Here is a 19405-nt window from a genome sequence, read left to right on the forward strand (position 1 = left end):
CATTGATGTTTTCGGGTTAGGAGCGGTCCACCATCCGGCGGGCAAGGTCCTGCTTGCCCTGCGCGTGCATCTGCTCGCGCACGGCCTCGTAATCGCGTGGCCCTCGGTTCTGGCTGAGCTTCGACTTCGCCTCAACCCGCGCCACATCCACGGAAAAGGCGACGATATTGTCCAGCATCCCATCCATGTAATCGCGCGGCGCATCGCGCATTTTCCATGCCTCATCGCCGTTCAACGCGCCCTCAAAATGCTTGGTCAACTGCCCCACCACGGCCAGCTTGGCCTTGCGCGACGGATCAAACACCAGACGTCCGTGCAGGTTCACCGCGCTATAGTTCCACGTCGGCACATGGCGGTGCGTCTCGGCCTTGGTCGGGTACCAGTTAGGCGAGATATAGCTGTCCTCGGCGCGAAAAAGGAACACGGCGTCCATCCCGTCAGCAATCCGGTGCAGATCGTTGTTCAACGCCACATGGCCGATCAACCGGTCCTCACCCCACAGCACGGGGAGATGGTTCACCACATAGTCACCATCGACCGCCACAACGCAACTGGCCAAAGGAAAGGCCGCCACGATCCGGCGGATTTCGGCGTCGTCCGTTTCGGCAAAATGGGTCGGCGTATACATGGGGTACCTCGGGCAAATTCACCCGCACTATTGCGCCCCGCCCCAGTGAACACAAAGAAAAACGGCCGCCCGAAGGCGACCGTTTGAATTTCGACAGTGTCGAGGCGATTAACGCTTCGAGAACTGGAACGAACGACGTGCTTTTGCACGGCCGAACTTTTTACGTTCAACAACGCGGCTGTCGCGGGTCAGGAAGCCAGCAGCCTTGAGCGGCGCGCGCAGCGAGGGATCGTACAGCTGCAGAGCCTTCGAGATGCCGTGCTTGACCGCACCAGCTTGGCCCGACAGACCACCGCCTTTGACGGTTGCCATGACGTCGAACTGATCTTCGACACCGGCAACGGTGAACGGCTGACGCAGGATCATCTGCAGAACCGGACGTGCAAAGTAGACGTTCATCTCTTTGCCGTTGACGGTTACTTTGCCCGAACCCGGCTTGATCCAGACACGCGCAACAGCGTCTTTACGCTTGCCGGTGGCGTAGGAGCGGCCCAGTTCGTCACGAACGGGTTCACGGGGGGCTTCGACTTCGGCAACAACGCCTTCGCCCGAGACGGCAGCGTTCAGCTCTTCGAGCGATTTGATTTCTTCAGTCATCATGCGCTCCGGGTGTTTTTCGGGTTCTTGGATTTCACATCCAGCACTTCGGGCTGTTGTGCTTCGTGCGGATGCTCAGCGCCGGCGTAAACGCGCAGGTTGGTCATCTGCTGACGCGACAGCTTGCCACCGGGCAGCATGCGCTGAACAGCTTTGGTGACAACGCGCTCGGGGTGCTCACCTTCCAGGATCTGGCGGGCCGTGCGCGACTTGATGCCGCCCGGGTGGCCGGTGTGCCAGTAGTAGTTTTTGTCGTCACGTTTCTTGCCAGTCAGCTGAATTTTGTCAGCGTTGATGACAATCACGTTGTCGCCCATGTCCATGTTGGGCGTGAACGACGGCTTGTGCTTGCCGCGCAGGCGCATGGCGACGATCGATGCAAGACGACCCAGAACAACGCCCTCGGCGTCGATCAGGATCCATTTCTTGTCGATGTCCGCCGGAGTAGCGGTAAAGGTTTTCATCGTGGGTATACCCTGTAGTCTGATCCAGAGGTGGGTCGCCCCACCAGAATTCGATTGCGGGGTTATACAGCGCCCAAACACACAGTCAAGCGCATGAATGGCCATAAAACCGTTCATAAACAACAGGTTAAAAAATAGGTATTATTTTACCCCAACCTACGCACCCATTTCATGAGGCGGATTGCGCAACAGATCGGCAATTGTGCTCATCGCCTCGCGGAATCGGGTGCGACTGATGCCCCCGTTAAAGGCAAATCGCACCGCATTGGGCGCCCTGCCCCCAAAGGCCACGAAATCATCGGCCGAGCGCACCAAAATCCCCGCCCTCTCACAGGCCATGACAAAGGACGACGCCCGCCACCCCGCCGGCAAGACCAGATAGGCAAAGGCCACAAGCGGGTCCGAGCGCAGATCAAACCCCGCAAGGCATTCGCGTGCGATCTCAACCCGATGGCGGGTCTCTTCGACCACGCCTGCGCGCATTTCCGCGATCTGCGGATGTTTCATCACCTCGGTCGTCAACCACACAATCGGCCCCGCCAGACCAAAGGTCGAATGCCGCGCCACGATGCGGGCGGCCTCGGACTGCCCCTCGGGCGAAATGATCCACCCGAACCGCAGCGCAGGCGACACCCGCTTGGCCAGCGAGGACACATACCACACCCGCTCGGGCGCAAGATCGCGATAGGACGGACGATCCCCGATGGTCAGGCTATAGCACTGATCATCCAAAATCTGGAAATTCTCCGCCCGCGCCAAGGCCGCAATCTCGCGTCTGCGTTCGGGCGTTGTGTTGATGGTCGTCGGATTGTGCGCATGGGCCGATGTCACAAACAGCTGCACATGATGCGCACGACAGGCCGCCTGGATCGAGGCGGGCACCGGCCCCTGTTCGTCTTGCTCAACCGACACCAACTGTGCCCGCGCCAGCCGCGCCGCATGACGGATACCGGGATAGGCAAGCTCTTCTGTCAGGACCACAGGTCGATCGCCGCGCAGAACCGCCTGATAGATCAGGTTGATCGCGTGCTGCCCCCCGTTGGTCAGGGTCACGTCCTTTTCGCTCAGGACCGAGCGGTCGAACGATGCCACATTCCCAAGGATCAGCGACTTCAACTCCTGCTGGTCCACCTCCTGCGGGTAATCCATAATCTGGATCAGGGGCATCTCATCCGCCCCGCGCCGCATCAGGGACCGGATCAACTCGCTCTGCCCCACATCGGGCAGGATCGGACTGCGCAAATCAATCGCACTACCATCGCGGATCCGTTCCACGGGGATTTCCGGCTGGGGCATTGTGTCGATCACCCCCGTGATCGGCCGCGCCTTGTCGGCGACAAATGTACCCCGCCCCACATGCGCCTCGAACACGCCCGTCTCGACCAGCTTCTGATAACTGCGCGCAACCGTGCCGGGTGTCACACCCAAATCCCACGCCAAGTTGCGCACTGGCGGCATTTTTTCACCCGCCTTCAGGCGGCCATCACTAACCCGCGCGCGCAATTCCTCAAACAATGACAGATACTTGGGCCCATCCGACGTGGATAGATCAATTTCCTTTATTGTATCCATCACAATATTTCCCTCGTAAAATTGTTCGGCGCAATGTACCTAACTTCCATGACACAACTAACGGATTGTATCAATACAAATCAACAAGGATAACCCTATGTTTTCGCCTGCACGCTTCTTCCCCGCTCTCTCTGGCCTGATTTCCCAACTGGTGCGCCCCTCTGCGGACGCCGCCGACGCCCAAGCCGTGATCGCAGCATGGTCGAAACGCGCACGCACCCGTCGCCAGCTGCGCCACCTGCCGCCCCATCTGCTGCGCGACATCGGCCTGACTTCCGAACAAGCGGATCAAGAGACCGAAAAACCCTTCTGGCGCACCTAAGCGCCGCACCAGTCCCCATCCTGGGCCGGGCCTTTGTGTCCGGCCACTTTTTTCGCCTTCATCTTGGCAAAAATACTCACGTCGCGCCGCCACCGCTAGGCGGACGGGAATAGGTCATCGCGGCGCGCGCCACAGGCGCCTCTTGCCCCTCGGAGTGCATCAGCACCTCGCCGACCACCAAGACCCGACCCAGCTTTAGCAACCGCACCTCTGCGATCAGATCGGCCCCTGCCGCCGGTTTGCGCATGAAATCCATATGCGCGCTTGTGGTCACGGCAAGGGCCTCGGGCCCAACCATCGCCAAAATCGCCACGTAAATCCCCACATCGGCCAGCGCAAACATCGACGGCCCCGACACGGTGCCACCGGGGCGAAGGTGTCGCTCGGCCACGTTCAACCGCACCCGCGCGCGCATCTCACCGACCTCCTCGACCGTGAAATCATCGGCCACCTGCGCGAATGCCGTCTGCAAGAACGCTGTTAGCGCAACCTCATCCATCACCACTGCCATAACAGCCCTCCTTGTGCTTCCCCCGACTGTCTTCCGCCCCTATGGTGAATCAAAATCGGGAGGAAACACAACATGGATGACGCCGTGATCCTGCGTCACGATGCCGAAGGCATTGCGACCCTGACACTGAACCGTCCCAAGAACCTGAACCCGTTGTGCGACGCGACACTTGCGGCGCTGACGGATCAGATCGAGGCGCTCAAGACCGATACGACAACGCGCGTGGTGATACTGCGCGGTGCGGGCAAGGTGTTTTGCGCAGGCCATGACCTGCGGGAAATGCAGGCAGGCCGCGCGGCAGAGGACGGCGGCAAGGCCTATTTCAAGGACCTGTTCGACCGGTGCAGCGCGGTGATGCTGGGCCTGCAATCCATTCCCCAACCGGTGATCGCACAGGTCCACGGCATCGCCACGGCGGCGGGCTGTCAGTTGGTGGCAAGCTGTGATCTGGCCATCGCGGCCGAGGACACGCGGTTTGGCGTAAACGGCGTCAATATCGGCCTGTTCTGCTCAACCCCTATGGTTGCCCTGACCCGCGTCATCGGGCGCAAGGCGGCGTTTGAAATGCTGACGACGGGCGGGTTTATCTCGGCTGATCAGGCGGCTGATCTGGGATTGATCAACCGCGCCGTCCCGCACGAAGACCTCGATACCGCGACCCTGACCCTTGCGCAAACTATCGCGGATAAACTGGGCACGGCGGTCAAGATCGGCAAACGCGCGTTTTACGACCAGATCGACCTGCCCGTGGCCGAGGCCTATGCGCATACGGGTCAGGTGATGGTGGAAAACCTGCTGCACCGTGACACGGATGAGGGGATCAACGCATTTCTGGACAAACGCCCGCCGGATTGGGCCCCGAAATAGGGCCCTATCGCGGGATTAGTCGTAGGAAAACGCCTCATAATCGGCGGCGAAAATCTGGCGCACGCGCTTGCGTTGCTCGGGCGTCAGGGGGGCCGGTTTCACCTGCGAGGCGTTGAACCGATGATCCATGATCTCGGCCGGCGGGAATTCCGGCCGACCGCCAAGCGCGAACACCCGCGGCAGATCGTGGCCGATATTTTCCAACCGCCCGATAAAATCATAGTCGATCTCGCCATAGGCGATGTTCAACACCTGCGGACGGAAATGCGTGTCTGTCAGATAGGGATCCAGATCGAGACAACGCTCGATATAGTCCAGAAACACATCAAAATTGCGCACATGATCGCCATCAGGGTCATAGCCATTGGCCAACAGCGGCTGCCAGTGTTTGCGCAGCGCGATGTTCGAGCGATCCACCAAAAAGTTGCGAAACGACGAATAGACCCGCGCTTCCGGATCCCGCACAAAGGTGAACAGGGTCGCCGTACGCGCCTGCATCACCTGATTGATCAACTCCCAATCATAGCGCGCCAGATAGATGCCATCGCGCGCGCGGTGGATCGTGCGCGCATAGAAATCGCCGGTCGAATAGGCATACATCAGCTGGGCGATCGAGGTACAGCCCGCCTTTTGGTTGCGCAGAAACAGGAACCTCTTGTCCTTGGTCATGACCAGATTGCGCATCGGCGCGCGCATCTCGTCAGACAGGGCGCGGGTCGCCTGAACCGAACGATAGCGCGGAAAGAACGGGGCCAACAGGCGCGTCTTTAGGTCCAACCCCTCATTGCGCATCATGCACAGGGGCAGGCCCTTGTCGCGGCTATGTCTGATCTCGGCCATGGCGTTCCTATGTTTGGCCGCGGTGCTATCAACACCGCGTGACCGGGGCAATTCTTTTATGCCACCGAGGGGTGCAAAAATCACACCGAACGCGTGCGGCCCTCACAAATCGTAAAGCGCGGCGAACTTGTGGTCGAGATAATCCAACAAAGGCCCCTCATCCGGGGTAAAGCCGCAGGCGCGTTTGATAATCTCGGCGGGCTCATAAAGGCCGCCATGCACCTGCACATTCTCGCGCAGCCATCCGGTCGCCGCCGAGGTGTCGCCCTTGGCCAATTGCGCGTCCAGATCAGGATGCGCCGCGCGCAACGCCTGATGCAGACACCCCGCATAGACATTGCCCAGCGTATAGGTCGGGAAATAGCCAAACAGGCCCACGGACCAATGCACGTCCTGCAGCACGCCATTGGACGCGCGATCCACCTTGGCCCCGAAATCGGTATGGAACCGGTCGTTCCACGCGGCCTCAAGGTCGTCAACGGCCAGATCGCCGGACATCAAGGCACGTTCCAGATCGAACCGCATCATGATGTGCAGGTTGTAATGCACCTCATCCGCCTCGGTCCGGATATAGCCCGAATGGACACGGTTCACGGCGGCGTAAAACGCATCCGCATCCGCCGCACCGCCATGACCGAACACGCGCGCCATCTGATCAAACATCCAACCGGTGAAGGCGCGACTGCGGCCCAATTGGTTTTCGTAAATCCGGCTCTGGCTTTCATGGACGCCCATCGACACGCCCCCGCCCAGAGGGGTCAGGGCATAATCGGGATGGATGTTTTGCTCATAACAGCCGTGGCCGACCTCATGGATCGTGGAATAGAGACAGTTGAACGGATCGCCCTCGTCCACACGGGTGGTGATGCGCACATCGGCGCCCGAACCCGAACTGAACGGATGGACGGCCTTATCAATGCGACCGTGGCGGAAGTCATATCCGAAATGCTCGGCCATCATATGGGACAGGCGCAGCTGCCCCGCCTCGTCAAAGGTGCCGCTCAGACCCGCAACCGGTTTGTTCGCCCCAAGGATACGTTCGCGCAGACGCACCAGACGTTCGCGCATCCGGCCAAACATCGCGCCGATCTCGGCGGCCGTTGCGCCCTGTTCATAATCGTTCAGCAGGGCGTCATAGGTGTCACCGCCATCTGCCAACGCCGCGCCCTCTTGGCGGCGCAGATCAATCACCTGCCCCAGAACCGGCAGGAAATGGGCGACGTCATCGTTGCTGCGCGCCTCGGCCCAGATGCCTTGGGCACGGCTGGTGACGCGGGCGATTTCGGCGGCCAGATCACCGGGTACCTTGGTATTACGGGCATAGGAGCGGGTGATATGGCGGACCTTGGCCGCGGCCACAGGGTCCAGATCCGCACCGTCCAGCGCGGCCAACCATTCACCGATCTGCGGGTCGGTCCGGCGGGCGTGCAATACGCCCTCCAGCGCTGCCATCTCCTCGGCCCGCTGATGGGCGGCCCCGCGTGGCATGACCGTTTCCTGATCCCAGCCAAGGCGGCCTGACACCTGCGCCAAGGCCTCGGTCACCGATTGATAGGCCAGCAGATCGGCCAGAGCGCCCTGTGTCATCTTTACCCCCGAACGGATTGAGCAAACGGATATTGCGCGATGAAACGGGCCCGCAGGATCAGAACCCACAGGATCACCGCCCCCAACTGATGCAGGATCGCGATATTCCACGGCGAGGAATGCATCACCGTCACCACGCCCAGAACCATCTGACCAAACATCATGGTCGCCATCCAGTCAAACGCACGGCGCGATTTCATATTGGCGCTCTTGCGGGCGCGGTTCCATGTGATCAGGCCAAAGATAAACAGACCATAACCCGACATGCGGTGCAGGAACTGCACCAGACCGTCGTTTTCAAAGAAGTTCCGCCAGACAGGCGTGATCGAGAACGGTTCGGGCGGCAGGAACCCACCGGCCATCAACGGCCAGTCGATATAGTTGCGCCCCGCATCGATCCCCGCGACCAGCGCGCCCAGCAGGATTTGCAGGAACGCGAAATGCATCAGGCCGGTCGACATGGAAAACAGCTTGGCCTCACGTCCGCGGCGGGCCTGTATCAGGTCGCCCTCTTCGCGGCCCAGTTTAAACACGAACCACGCGATGAACCCGAGAATGACAAAGGCAATCCCAAGGTGCGTCGCAAGGCGATAGCTGGCCACATCGACCCGATCACCGGACAGGCCCGAATGCACCATCCACCAACCCACTGCGCCCTGCAGACCACCAAGCAAGCCAATCCCAAGCAACGGCCGCGTCCACCCCGTCGGGATTTTGCGCGCGACCATAAAGCCGAAGAACCCGATCGCCCAGACCAGACCAATGGTACGGCCCAGTTGGCGGTGGCCCCATTCCCACCAATAGATGAACTTGAATTCCTGTAGGCTCATCCCCTTGTTCTGCAACTGATATTCGGGGATGGCTTGGTATTTCTCGAACTCGGATTGCCACGCGGCCTCGCTCAGCGGGGGCATGGCACCGGTCACGGGACGCCATTCGGTGATCGACAGACCGCTGTCGGTCAGACGGGTCAGCCCGCCCACCACGATCATCGCCACCACCATGGCAAAAAGCACCATCAACCACGCGCGGATCGCCCCGCGTGCGCCGCGACGGCGCGCCCCGTCGATCACACCGCCCTTGGGGGTGCTGGGGGCGGTTTCGGATTTGGTCGTGCCGACCTCTTCAAAGATACTGCGCTTGCCGCTCATGCTGTCCTCATCTGTCGCGTGCTGACACTAGGGCGCGGCCCTGTGCGCTTCAAGTCACTCGGACTTGTTCTTCCATCGGACCAGTTGCCGCATCATGCCGTGAAACACCTGTACGTCGGCCTTGGTCAGGGGCATACGCGACCACAGGTTGCGCAGGTTGGTTTTCATGTTGGCGGCCTTTTCAGGCGGAAAGAAGAATCCCGCCTCTTCGAGCCGTTCCTCGAAATGATCGGCCAGCTTTTGCACCTCGACATGGGCGGCGACCTCGGTCTTGGCCATCTCCATCACCTCGGGCGGGGTGTCGGTGGTCTGACGACCCCATTCATAGGCGGTCAGCAACACACATTGCGCAAGGTTCAGCGAGGCAAAGGCAGGGTTCACCGGCACGGTGACGATGGCGTTGGCCTGAACGATGTCCTCGTTCTCCAGACCGGCGCGTTCGGGGCCGAACATGACGCCGACCTTTTTGCCCTCGGCGCACAGGGCACGGGCGTGTTCCATCGCGCGCTCGGGCGTCATCACCGGCTTGGTCAACCCACGGGGCCGCGCGGTGGTCGCAAACACATAATCACAATCGGCCAGCGCCTCGGCGGTCGTGTCAAACAACCCTGCCTCGTCCAGAAGACGTCCCGCCCCGCTGGACATGGCAATCGCGCGCTGATTGGGCCAACCGTCGCGCGGGGCCACGATCCGCATCCGGTCAAGGCCAAAGTTCCACATCGCCCGCGCCGCACCCCCGATGTTTTCGCCCATTTGCGGGCGGATCAGGACAAAGGCCGGGGCCACAGGATTTTGGGCCGGAGTTTGGGTCTGGGGATCGGTCATCGCGCTTCCTTAAAATACGGGCGGGTGATACGCGCTGGACCGCGCCTTTACAAGGGATCGTGGCGCAGCTGCCCCCTTCCCGTTCGGCAAATTCCCCGCTATAGCACCCCAATGTCACGAAGGAGCCCCAAATGGCCGAGATCGAGCGCCCGCAAATCTATCTGATCACGCCCCCGTCGTTTGAACTGTCGTCCTTTCCGGACCGGCTGGCCTCGGTTCTGGACGCGCATGAGATCGCCTGTGTGCGCCTGTCGCTGGCCACCACGGACGAGGACCGGTTGTCGCGCGCGGGCGATGCCCTGCGCGAGGTGTGCCATGCCCGTGACATCGCGATTGCCATCGACACCCATGTGCAGATGGTGGAACGCCTTGGCCTTGACGGTGTGCATCTTACCGATGGTGCGCGCTCTGTACGCAAGGCGCGCAAGGAACTGGGTGAGGACGCCATCGTCGGCGCGTTCTGTGGCACGTCCAGCCATGATGGCATGAACGCAGGCGAAGGTGGCGCGGATTACATCGCGTTCGGCCCCGTCGGGAAAACCTCGCTGGGCGATGGATCGGTCGCGGAACCGGACCTGTTTGCATGGTGGTCGGAGATGATCGAGGTGCCCGTGGTCGCCGAGGGCGCGCTGGATATCGATCTGATCCGCACCCTGTCGCCGATCACCGATTTTTTCGGCATTGGCGAAGAAATCTGGCGTCAGGACGATGCCGCCGCCGCACTGGGCGACATGATCGCCGCCATGGGCTAACGGGCGGATTAGTCGTTCGCACGAACCTCTTCAGGCAGGCCGCTGAGAACGGCCGCCTGACAGGCCGCCGCGAGGGCCTTGCGATCCCCCGCTGCCGCCACCGAAATCGGCTCATGATAGATCAGCGTGACCGAGCCCTGTCGCGGCGCGGCCAGAACGGCCAGCATATGCGCGCCGAACTCCATATCGCCCCACCAGCCATAGAACCGCGCATCCGCCCCCTTGGGCGCGCGATAGACCAATGTGACCGGTTGAACATGCAGGAAATCGCGCAGCTCGTCGGCGAAAAACGCGGCAAACAGGGTCGGCTTGAACGTCAGAACCCGCCGCCCATCGGTTGAGGTGCCCTCGGGAAAGAACAACAGCTTGTGCCCGATGGTCAGGCGTTCCTCGAACATCGCCTTTTGCGCGGCGGCCTCTTTGCGGTCGCGGTTGATGAACACCGTTCCCGTCGCCCGCGCCAGCCAGCCGATCCCGGGCCATTTGGCGACCTCGGCCTTGGACACGAAATAGATGCGTTTGCGCGCGTTCAGCGCGAAAATATCCAGCCACGATGCATGGTTGGCCACAATCGCCCCGCGTTGGCGCATCGGGGTGCCCTGCACGCGATAGCGGATCCCAAGGATGATGAACGCCGTTCGACAAACGATTTGGGTGATATAGGGCGTCACGGGGCGATGCGCCCCGCAGAGCGGACGTTCAATGAACCGCAGCGCCAACAGGATCAACAGCCCGCCAAATACCACAACGCCCAGCGTCACGCCCCGCACCAGAACCAACAGCCATCCCAACGCCGTGGGGCGCGGTGGTGTGATTTCCTGACCTTCGCCCCAAGTCGTCGTCATGCGCGGCCCTTTTTGTATTTCGCGTTTGCGCCCGCCGTCATACGCGCCGTGTCCATGATCAGACAGACATCGGTGGTATTGAACGCGTGATCAATAAACGCCCCATCCCCGACCGTGCCGCCCAGACGCAGGTATCCCTTGATCAACGCAGGGACCTGCAGCACCGCCTCTTTGCGGTCGATCTGATCGGGAGGCAGCAAATCCATCGGCTGGAAATGATCCGCAACGGCGCGCACGCGCACGTCCTCGGGCGCCAGATGGTTGTGGTAGAGGAACGACAGCGCCTGTTTCAGCGCGCCAATGTCGGTGCCGTGAAAGCTTGCCACGCCAAACAGGATGTCGATGTCATGATCGGCCACGTATCTGGCCAGACCGCTCCAGAGATGCAACATCGCCGTCCCGCCGCGATAGTCCGCATCGACACAGGACCTGCCCAGTTCCAACAGACGCCGCCCCGAGGCCTTGAGCACGCTCAGGTCATATTCGTCTTCGCAGTAATAGCGCCCCGCCTCGGCCACGCGGTCGCTGCGCATCAGGCGATAGACACCGACGACCCTGTCACGCACGGTGTCGCCCCGACGTCGGTCCAACAACAACAGGTGGTCATAGACCGGATCGAACGCGTCCATTTCCAGCTGTGCGTCGTGATCCACCATCGCGCCGTCGCCGCCCAGTTCCTGCACAAACACCCGATAGCGCAGGTGTTGCGCCGCGCGGATGTCTTCGCGCGTGGCGGCAAGGCGCAGTTCAAAATGGTCTTCGGTCGGGCGCGGCATGATCACGTTCTATCTGGGGTCTCTGGCCTTGGGTTCTAGGCAGCGCACAGCCGTTTGGCAACCGCGACACATGGCCGTTAACCACGTGTTAACCAAGACGGCAGCAGGATGACGCTATCAAACGTCAAACACTGGAATCAAAGGCACTTGGGCCCCATCAATCACGACCTTTCCCTGCTCTTGGAAATTCACGGTGATCTTGCCGTTGATGTTGGATTGCACCTGTCCCAGGCCCCAATCGTCGCGCTCGGGATGGCGCACGAATTGGCCCGGTTCCAGAAAGTCGTTCAAATCACTCATGAATTCGGCCGCCTGTCGTTAAAGGAATTGCCATGACCCATACCGGTTCGCCTGATGTAAACGCCCTGATTGGATCGCGGATCTGTCATGACCTTATCAGCCCTCTGGGCGCAATCGGCAATGGGTTGGAACTGCTTGAGATGATGTCGAACAGTTCTGGGCCGGAATTCGACCTGATCCGCGACAGCGTCCAGAACGCCCACACACGGATTCGCGTGTTCCGTCTGGCCTTTGGCGCGGCGTCCACGGATGCGGTGGTCAAAGGGTCCGAGGTGTCCGAGGCCGCGACCGCCATGTTCACCGGCCCGCGCCTGACGATGACTTGTGACCTACCCAAGGCGATCCGGCGGGTTGAGGCGAAACTGGCCCTGTTGTTGGTGATGTGCGTGGAAACCGCCCTGCCCCGTGGCGGCGAAATCTCCCTGACCTGCACCGATGCGGGTTGGACCATCCATGCGACGGGCGAACGGATCGACACCGATCCTGCGGTCTGGGGTCAGATGGCCGAGGCCGTACCGGCCCCCGGCCTGTCGGCGGCCGAGGTGCAATTCGCACTGGTCCCCGACGCATTGCGCGCGGCGGGACGACGGTTGCAAACGGACCTGACCGATGGGGCGGTCCGCCTGACGTTCTAGGATTTAGGGGCGCACGGTGCCCTGACCGACCACGATATATTTGAAGCTGGTCAATTGCTCGGCCCCCACCGGACCACGGGCGTGCATTTTGCCCGTCGCAATGCCGATTTCCGCGCCCATCCCGAACTCACCGCCATCGGCAAACTGGGTCGAGGCGTTGCGCATCAGGATCGCACTGTCCAGACGGGTAAAGAACCGGTCGGCCACCGCGTCATCCTCGGTGATCACACAATCGGTGTGGCTGCTGCTGAAGGTGCGGATGTGCTTGATCGCGCCATCGACGTCATCGACAACCTTGGCCGCGATATCCATGTCCAGATATTCGCGTCCCCAATCGGCATCCGTCGCAGGCGTGGTGTCCTCAATGGTGGCCAAGGTCGGATCGGCGTGCACACGCACGCCCGCGTCGACCAGCGCGCGGATGATGTCCCCACCCAGACCGTCGACCAGATCCTTGTGGATCAACAGACATTCCGCCGCGCCACAGATGCCGGTGCGCCGCGTTTTCGCGTTCATCACCACATCCATCGCCTTTTGCGGATCGGCGTCCTTGTCCAGATAGATGTGCACGATGCCCTCAAGATGGGCGAACACGGGAACACGCGCCTCACGTTGAACCAGACCAACCAATCCCTTGCCGCCACGGGGCACGATCACGTCGACATAATCCGTCATCCGCAGCAGTTCCGCCACCGCCGCGCGATCACGTGTCGGCACGCGCTGAATCGCGTCCTCGGGCAGACCGGCGGCGCGCAGCCCGTCCTGCAAACAGGAATGGATCACGCCCGAGCTGTGGAAACTTTCCGAACCGCCGCGCAGGATCACGGCATTCCCGGCCTTCAGGCACAGGGCACCGGCATCCGCCGTCACATTGGGGCGGCTTTCATAGATCACACCTATCACGCCAAGGGGCGTGCGCACGCGTTTGATGTGCAGACCCGAGGGCCGATCCCATTCCGACATCACCTGCCCGACCGGATCGTCCTGCGCCGCAACGGTACGAAGGCCCCCCGCCATCGCCGCAATCCGCGCATCGTCCAGCATCAGCCGGTCGATCATCGCGCCCGACAGGCCCTTTTCGCGGGCAAATTCCATGTCCTTGGCGTTGGCGGCCTTGATCTCTTCGGCGCGGGCCATCACCGCATCGGCGGCCGCCTCAATCGCCAGACGTTTCGCCGCTGGATCAGCAAAGGCCAGTTCATTCGCAGCGGCACGCGCGCGGCGTCCCAGATCAACCATCACAGCGGCGATATCATCTACGTCTTTCATGTCTTTGCCTTTCGATCCACGGGCAAGCGCCCCGTCTGCGCTTTATACAGAACGCAGATGGGTCAACGCAAACAAAATGTCAACGTTTTATCAAAGAGCCATATCATCGCGATGGATCAACGCAGCGCGACCGGGATAGCCGAGGCGCGTTTCGATCTCATCCGAATGGGCACCGGCGATCGCGCGGGCCTCATCGGCGGTGTAACGGATCAACCCGCGCGCCAGCACCGTGTGATCGGGCGCGTGCACCTCAACCGCGTCGCCACGCCCGAAACCGCCCGTGACCGACACCACACCGGCGGGCAACAGGGATTTGCCCCGCTTCAACGCCGCCGCCGCGCCCGCGTCAATCGCGATGATGCCTTGGGGCTTCATCGAGGCGATCCATTTCTTGCGCGCGGCCTGCGGGTCGGTTCTGGGCAGGAACCACGTGGCATTCGCGCCGTTTTCCAGCGCCTGTAGGGGCCGCATGACGGACCCCTCGGTGATCGCCATGGCACAGCCCGCACCGGTCGCGGTCTTGGCGGCCAGAACCTTGGTCTTCATCCCGCCCTTGGACAGACCCGAACCGGCATCGCCCGCCATCGCCTCAATCTCGGGGGTGATGTCGTCGATCACATCAAACCGCGTCGCGTTGGGATCAATCGCGGGGCTGGCCGTGTAGAACCCGTCGACATCGGACAACAGGATCAACTGATCCGCGCCCACGGTCACGGCCACCTGCGCGGCCAAGCGGTCGTTGTCGCCGAACCGGATTTCATCCGTGGCGACAGTGTCGTTTTCGTTGACGATCGGCACCACGCCATAGCCGATCAGCGTCGCCAGCGTGTTGCGCGAATTCAGATAGCGGCGACGATCCGCGCTGTCCTCAAGCGTGACCAGAACCTGCGCGGTGGTGATCCCGTGGGGCGTCAGGGCCTCTTCATAGGCGCGGGCCAGACGGATTTGTCCGACGGCGGCAGCGGCCTGTGACTGTTCAAGCGACAGCGCGCCCGCGGGCAACCCAAGGATCGAACGCCCCAGCGCGATGGACCCCGACGACACCAGAACCACGTCTGCGCCCGCCGATTTAGCCGCCGCAACATCCTCGGCCAATCCGTGCAGCCACTCTTGGCGCAATGCCCCCGTGTTCCGGTCGACCAGCAAGGCCGAGCCGATTTTGACAACAAGGCGTTTCGCCGATGTTAGGGATGCCAAGGCTGGTCGTCCTCTTCTGCGGATTTCTTCTGGCGCAGGCGGTCCTCGTCGATCTGGGCCCGCAGTGCGCGCAGAACCTCGGTCGTGCCCTGTTTGGCGACGCCCGACATGGTCATGACCTTGCCGCCGCTGGCCTTGGCCAGTGCATCGCGACGCTCGGCCAGCTCATCAATATCCAGCGCGTCGATCTTGTTCAGAACGGTGATCCGCGGTTTATGAGCCAGATCGCCGCCATAGGCCTCAAGCTCATGAATGATGGTCTGGTAATCTTCGACCACGGTTTCCGACGTGCCATCCACCAGATGCAGCAGCACCGCACAGCGTTCCACATGCCCAAGGAACCGGTCGCCGATCCCGCGACCCTCATGCGCGCCCTCGATCAGGCCGGGAATGTCGGCAATCACGAATTCGACGTTATCGACGCCTACCACCCCAAGGTTCGGGTGCAGCGTGGTGAACGGGTAATCCGCGATTTTCGGACGCGCGTTCGACGTCGCCGCCAGAAAGGTCGATTTGCCCGCATTCGGCAGGCCCAACAGACCCGCATCCGCGATCAGTTTCAGGCGCAACCAGATCGTACGCTCGACCCCCGGCTGACCCGAGTTCGCACGGCGCGGCGCCTGGTTCGTTGAGGTTTTGAAGTGCAGGTTGCCAAAACCACCGTTACCGCCGCGCGCCAATTGCACGCGCTGGCCCAGTTCGGTCAGGTCGGCCAGAACAGTTTCTTCGTCCTCGTCCAGCACCTCGGTCCCGACGGGCACGCGCAGGATGATGTCATCGCCGTCCTTGCCGGTGCGCTGACGCCCCATGCCGGGTTGTCCGTTCTTGGCGAAAAAGTGCTGTTGATAGCGGAAATCGATCAGCGTGTTCAGACCATCGACGGCCTCAACCCACACATCGCCGCCACAGCCCCCGTCGCCACCATCCGGTCCGCCGTATTCCATGAACTTTTCGCGGCGGAAGCTGGCACAGCCATTCCCCCCCGCGCCCGAGCGGATGTAAACTTTGGCCAGATCAAGGAATTTCATGACAGAGTGCTTTCGAAACGGTTTCGCGTCAGGCGATAGAGGGAAATCGCGCAATCCTCAAGCCTTGCGGCCGAACTTCCCATGCCTTGGCCCATATATTCAAAGCCCAGCTTCTCTAAAACCCGCGCCGAGGCGGGATTGTCGATAAAGGCATCGGCATGGACCAGGTCGATGTCGAACTGGGCAAACAGCCACGTCAGAAAGGCGCGCGCGGCCTCGGACACATAGCCATGGCCCGCGTGATCTGGGTCGATGAAGTAAAACAGCTGTACCCGACCGTCCATGTCAACCGCGCCAACGGTGCCGATGAAGCGACCCGACGGGTCCTCAATCGCAAGGCGCAGCTTCAGATCACCGCGATAGACCCAATCGGGGATCCATGCGCGCGCGGCCTCATCCGTCCAATCGGGCGGAAACACGAACAGCATCCGACCGACGGACGGGATACACACCATCCGCCGAAATTCGGGCGCATCGTCGGGCGTCATTTGCCGAAGGGTCAAACGCGCCGTGTTCAGGGTTAAATCCAACGGCGCATCTGTCATCGCCTAGTCCATCTTTCGTACGTAGGTCCATGTGCGCACGGTTGCATTGCGCGCCACACAGAACGCCTCGGCATCGCCGATATATTCAAACCCCGCGTTGGTCAGCACTTGGGCAGAGCGCGGGTTGTCCTGAAACACCTCGGCCACAACCGACGTGTTCTTGAGCGGGTTCGCAGCCAACAGCGCGCGCACCGCCTCGGATGCAAGACCCGTGTTCCACGACGCGGGCACCACCCAATAGCCGATCTCGGACTGGGTGTCGTTGATGCGGTCCAGACCGATCACACCCAGCACCTCGGATTGACCAAAGCGCGAGCCGTCCAGAACCCAGACGTCCTCGCTGCGCTCTGGTGCCATTGAGCGTTTGATAAACGCCTCACTGGCCCCCGGTGGCAGGGGATGCGGGATCGAGCGCGTAAAACTCGCGACGCGTTCATCTCCGGCGTAAAGTTGAAACAGCCCCGCATCGGACGGGCGCACAGGGCGCAAATCGAACCGGTCCGCCGCGATGGTCGGCTGTAATTCAGATGTCAGTACGTTCATGCTCTCCTCCTCCGAAAGCATATCACTTGCTACCGTTAACGCGAAAATCCTAATTTTGTGATCATCTCGAAAACGAAAAAGGGGACCGGCGGTGCCGATCCCCTAAAAACTTGAACCCTTGGGTTTCGGCTTATTCAGCGGCCTCCGCCACCGGCAGAACCGAAATAAAGGTGCGGCCTTTCAGGCCTTTGCGGAAGGTCACAGCACCCTCGGCAGTTGCAAAGATCGTGTGGTCTTTGCCCATGCCGACGTTGTCACCCGGCCACCACTTGGTGCCGCGCTGACGTGCGATGATGTTGCCGGGAACGACAGCTTCGCCGCCGAACTTTTTGATACCAAGGCGGCGACCAGCAGAGTCGCGACCGTTACGGGATGAACCGCCTGCTTTTTTATGTGCCATATCGCTGTTCTCCTATACCTTAGCCGTTGGCCAGTTCTTTGGCCTGTTCGACCCAACCTTCACGCTCGATGCGGCCTTTGAACGACAGTTTCTCGTCGAACTCGGCAATCTCGGCTTCGCCCCACGAGGCGATTTGCGCGAAGGTGGTGACACCAGCTTCAATCAGTTTCTTTTCCAGAGCCGGACCTACACCCGACAGCTTTTTCAGATCGTCACCACCAGCAGCGGCTGCTGCTTTCTTGGGGGCGGCTTTCTTGGCGGGCGCAGCAGCCGGAGCAGCCTCACCCGAAACCGAGCCAGCACCAACAGCGGCTTTGACGCCGGATTTGTCAGCACCCGATTCCAGGATGTCGGTCACGCGCAGCAGGGTCAGTTGCTGACGGTGGCCTTTTTTACGCTGCGAGCTGTGCTTACGACGACGCTTGACGTAGTGGATCAGCTTTTCGCCTTTGATCTGGTCGATGACCTCAGCTTGAACCGCCGCACCTTCTACGGTGGGGGCGCCGATGGTCGAACCCAGCATCAGAATCTCGTTGAATTGGACTTTTTCGCCCGCTGCAGCCGCCAGTTTCTCAACGCGCAGAACGTCGCCGGACTGAACTTTGTACTGCTTGCCGCCGGTTTTCAGAACCGCAAACATGTGTCTTTCCTTTTCATTTCCGCGTCTTGTGGCCCCGCGTGGCGGTGTTTGGCGGCGAACCGCGCCTCAGACTGCGCGCCCTTATGGGCAGACAATAATCACCCCGCCAAGACGGACTCTGGGCAGGGATGCGGGCTTATCCATAGATTCCCCGCCCAAGTCAACAGGGATCACCCTGTGTTTCCTGAGATTTTGTCAGATATCTTCGCCCACGACCATCTGGCCGGTGGCAAAGCCCAATTCGCGCGACGTCTGGGTGAACAGAACATCAAAGGCCGCAAACAACGCAAGGTTCAACGCGCGCCCCGCCTCGGTCTCGGAATAGTCGATATAGGTCTGTAGGTCCGCGTCACTAAGAGGATGATAGGCCATCAACAGGTAATATGCCAGCCATTCGGATGTGCTGTCGCGCACCTCTTGTTCGCGCCCCCAAACCTCGGACAGGATATCGCTCTCGGGGATTTCGGCCACAGCGCCCGAGCCGGTATAAAACCCGCTGAGAAAGGCAAACTCGGCATTGAGGCCGCCCGAGACGTTCAACTCGACCAGATCGTTGGCCTCAACAAACTGCTCCACAAGGTCCAGACGCGGGTCGTTGTCGTCGCGCAATTCCTCAAGGCGGGCAATCGCGGCGTCCTCTGCCGCCTGATCCAGCAAGGCGCGCCGTGCCTCGATCTCAAGCGCGATGGCCTCGGCCCCGACCCCATCGCCGTAGAACTCAAGGATCGACGTCAAGTCCCGATCCCCCAATTCGCGCGCCATCACGCGGCGCATCACCGCATATTGGCGGTCGGCATCATAGATGTCCTCCAACTGCGCGACCCAAACGGGGCTCTGCCCGCCGCCGGCCATGATATCGTCCCCGATCTCTTGGCCATAGCTCAGGCTTTCCTCGGTCATGACCTCAACCGTGTCGCGCAACCGGATCGCATCCAATAGCGCATCCACCTGCTCGGGGACCGGCGCGGACTGGGCCACCGCGCTTTGGGCCCACAAAACCAACACCCCGATCGAAAAAATGCGCGTCATACCTGTTGTCCCGATGATGAAATTCCCTGCCAATTTAGGGACGCCACAGAATTTTTCCAAGCTTTCGAACATAAAAGCAAAA

At 61.2% G+C, this 19405-nt stretch carries 24 protein-coding genes; 4 read left to right on the forward strand and 20 right to left on the reverse strand.

Annotated features, from left to right (window positions below; genetic code table 11):
- Nucleotides 1-16 precede the first annotated feature (16 nt).
- From R1W00_RS08350 to R1W00_RS08365, 4 genes are all read right to left on the reverse strand, one after another.
- Complete coding sequence (locus R1W00_RS08350; RefSeq protein WP_317262267.1) at nucleotides 17-628, reverse strand: FMN-binding negative transcriptional regulator; 612 nt, start codon at nucleotides 626-628, stop codon at nucleotides 17-19.
- 108 nt (nucleotides 629-736) lie between these two features.
- Nucleotides 737-1225, reverse strand: coding sequence for a 30S ribosomal protein S9 (rpsI, locus tag R1W00_RS08355; RefSeq protein WP_317262268.1), 489 nt, complete (start codon nucleotides 1223-1225; stop codon nucleotides 737-739).
- A complete protein-coding gene (rplM, locus tag R1W00_RS08360) occupies nucleotides 1225-1689 on the reverse strand; it encodes a 50S ribosomal protein L13 (RefSeq protein WP_317262269.1) in 465 nt (154 codons plus the stop codon). Before rplM ends, rpsI begins: the two co-directional genes overlap by 1 nt.
- A 156-nt stretch (nucleotides 1690-1845) precedes the next feature.
- Nucleotides 1846-3261 carry a PLP-dependent aminotransferase family protein gene (locus tag R1W00_RS08365; protein ID WP_317262270.1) on the reverse strand — a complete coding sequence of 472 codons (1416 nt, stop codon included), beginning with the start codon at nucleotides 3259-3261 and terminating at the stop codon, nucleotides 1846-1848.
- A gap of 97 nt (nucleotides 3262-3358) precedes the next feature.
- On the opposite strand from R1W00_RS08365, the gene R1W00_RS08370 reads away from it, so the two are divergent.
- On the forward strand, nucleotides 3359-3583 hold the full coding sequence (locus R1W00_RS08370; protein WP_317262271.1) for a DUF1127 domain-containing protein: 225 nt from the start codon (nucleotides 3359-3361) through the stop codon (nucleotides 3581-3583).
- Between the two features lie 76 nt (nucleotides 3584-3659).
- Here the strand turns inward: R1W00_RS08370 and R1W00_RS08375 are convergent, their stop codons facing one another.
- Nucleotides 3660-4094: a PaaI family thioesterase gene (locus tag R1W00_RS08375; protein WP_317262272.1), complete on the reverse strand. Its 435-nt coding sequence runs from the start codon at nucleotides 4092-4094 to the stop codon at nucleotides 3660-3662.
- Nucleotides 4095-4166: 72 nt separating this feature from the next.
- On the opposite strand from R1W00_RS08375, the gene R1W00_RS08380 reads away from it, so the two are divergent.
- Nucleotides 4167-4961: an enoyl-CoA hydratase gene (locus tag R1W00_RS08380; RefSeq protein WP_317262273.1), complete on the forward strand. Its 795-nt coding sequence runs from the start codon at nucleotides 4167-4169 to the stop codon at nucleotides 4959-4961.
- A 15-nt stretch (nucleotides 4962-4976) separates the two neighbouring features.
- Here the strand turns inward: R1W00_RS08380 and R1W00_RS08385 are convergent, their stop codons facing one another.
- The 4 genes from R1W00_RS08385 to R1W00_RS08400 all read right to left on the reverse strand — a co-directional run bounded on the left by R1W00_RS08385 (nucleotide 4977) and on the right by R1W00_RS08400 (nucleotide 9364).
- A complete protein-coding gene (locus R1W00_RS08385) occupies nucleotides 4977-5801 on the reverse strand; it encodes a sulfotransferase family 2 domain-containing protein (protein ID WP_317262274.1) in 825 nt (274 codons plus the stop codon).
- A gap of 102 nt (nucleotides 5802-5903) precedes the next feature.
- A complete protein-coding gene (locus R1W00_RS08390; RefSeq protein WP_317262275.1) occupies nucleotides 5904-7388 on the reverse strand; it encodes a carboxypeptidase M32 in 1485 nt (494 codons plus the stop codon).
- A 2-nt stretch (nucleotides 7389-7390) separates the two neighbouring features.
- On the reverse strand, nucleotides 7391-8539 hold the full coding sequence (ctaA, locus tag R1W00_RS08395) for a heme A synthase (RefSeq protein WP_317262276.1): 1149 nt from the start codon (nucleotides 8537-8539) through the stop codon (nucleotides 7391-7393).
- Nucleotides 8540-8593: 54 nt separating this feature from the next.
- On the reverse strand, nucleotides 8594-9364 hold the full coding sequence (locus R1W00_RS08400) for an RNA methyltransferase (RefSeq protein ID WP_317262277.1): 771 nt from the start codon (nucleotides 9362-9364) through the stop codon (nucleotides 8594-8596).
- A 131-nt stretch (nucleotides 9365-9495) separates the two neighbouring features.
- Between R1W00_RS08400 and R1W00_RS08405 the strand changes: the two genes are divergently transcribed.
- Nucleotides 9496-10116: a thiamine phosphate synthase gene (locus tag R1W00_RS08405; protein ID WP_317262278.1), complete on the forward strand. Its 621-nt coding sequence runs from the start codon at nucleotides 9496-9498 to the stop codon at nucleotides 10114-10116.
- Between the two features lie 8 nt (nucleotides 10117-10124).
- Here the strand turns inward: R1W00_RS08405 and R1W00_RS08410 are convergent, their stop codons facing one another.
- The 3 genes from R1W00_RS08410 to R1W00_RS08420 all read right to left on the reverse strand — a co-directional run bounded on the left by R1W00_RS08410 (nucleotide 10125) and on the right by R1W00_RS08420 (nucleotide 12037).
- Nucleotides 10125-10961 carry a lysophospholipid acyltransferase family protein gene (locus tag R1W00_RS08410; RefSeq protein WP_317262279.1) on the reverse strand — a complete coding sequence of 279 codons (837 nt, stop codon included), beginning with the start codon at nucleotides 10959-10961 and terminating at the stop codon, nucleotides 10125-10127.
- Entirely contained in the window at nucleotides 10958-11737 is a 780-nt protein-coding gene (locus R1W00_RS08415; RefSeq protein WP_317262280.1) for a GNAT family N-acetyltransferase, read from the reverse strand. The genes R1W00_RS08410 and R1W00_RS08415 overlap by 4 nt, the downstream gene beginning before the upstream one ends.
- 117 nt (nucleotides 11738-11854) lie before the next feature.
- On the reverse strand, nucleotides 11855-12037 hold the full coding sequence (locus tag R1W00_RS08420) for a DUF3553 domain-containing protein (RefSeq protein ID WP_317262281.1): 183 nt from the start codon (nucleotides 12035-12037) through the stop codon (nucleotides 11855-11857).
- Between the two features lie 32 nt (nucleotides 12038-12069).
- Between R1W00_RS08420 and R1W00_RS08425 the strand changes: the two genes are divergently transcribed.
- A complete protein-coding gene (locus tag R1W00_RS08425) occupies nucleotides 12070-12672 on the forward strand; it encodes a histidine phosphotransferase family protein (protein WP_317262282.1) in 603 nt (200 codons plus the stop codon).
- Nucleotides 12673-12675: 3 nt separating this feature from the next.
- Here R1W00_RS08425 and R1W00_RS08430 read toward each other — a convergent pair whose 3' ends face one another.
- The 8 genes from R1W00_RS08430 to R1W00_RS08465 form a co-directional block, all read right to left on the reverse strand.
- A complete protein-coding gene (locus R1W00_RS08430; RefSeq protein WP_317262283.1) occupies nucleotides 12676-13941 on the reverse strand; it encodes a glutamate-5-semialdehyde dehydrogenase in 1266 nt (421 codons plus the stop codon).
- 90 nt (nucleotides 13942-14031) lie between these two features.
- Nucleotides 14032-15138: a glutamate 5-kinase gene (gene proB / locus R1W00_RS08435; protein WP_317262284.1), complete on the reverse strand. Its 1107-nt coding sequence runs from the start codon at nucleotides 15136-15138 to the stop codon at nucleotides 14032-14034.
- Nucleotides 15126-16166, reverse strand: coding sequence for a GTPase ObgE (gene obgE / locus R1W00_RS08440; protein WP_317262285.1), 1041 nt, complete (start codon nucleotides 16164-16166; stop codon nucleotides 15126-15128). The genes proB and obgE overlap by 13 nt, the downstream gene beginning before the upstream one ends.
- Nucleotides 16163-16711: a GNAT family N-acetyltransferase gene (locus R1W00_RS08445; RefSeq protein ID WP_317262286.1), complete on the reverse strand. Its 549-nt coding sequence runs from the start codon at nucleotides 16709-16711 to the stop codon at nucleotides 16163-16165. Before R1W00_RS08445 ends, obgE begins: the two co-directional genes overlap by 4 nt.
- Before the next feature lie 3 nt (nucleotides 16712-16714).
- Complete coding sequence (locus tag R1W00_RS08450) at nucleotides 16715-17254, reverse strand: GNAT family N-acetyltransferase (protein WP_317262287.1); 540 nt, start codon at nucleotides 17252-17254, stop codon at nucleotides 16715-16717.
- 130 nt (nucleotides 17255-17384) lie between these two features.
- Nucleotides 17385-17654, reverse strand: coding sequence for a 50S ribosomal protein L27 (rpmA, locus tag R1W00_RS08455; protein ID WP_317262288.1), 270 nt, complete (start codon nucleotides 17652-17654; stop codon nucleotides 17385-17387).
- Nucleotides 17655-17673: 19 nt separating this feature from the next.
- Entirely contained in the window at nucleotides 17674-18294 is a 621-nt protein-coding gene (locus tag R1W00_RS08460; RefSeq protein WP_317262289.1) for a 50S ribosomal protein L21, read from the reverse strand.
- A 195-nt stretch (nucleotides 18295-18489) separates the two neighbouring features.
- Nucleotides 18490-19323, reverse strand: a complete 834-nt coding sequence (locus tag R1W00_RS08465) for a hypothetical protein (protein ID WP_317262290.1) — start codon at nucleotides 19321-19323, stop codon at nucleotides 18490-18492.
- Nucleotides 19324-19405: the final 82 nt, after the last annotated feature.

Source organism: Rhodovulum sp. FJ3 (assembly GCF_032918305.1).
Taxonomy (GTDB): Bacteria; Pseudomonadota; Alphaproteobacteria; order Rhodobacterales; family Rhodobacteraceae; genus SAT37.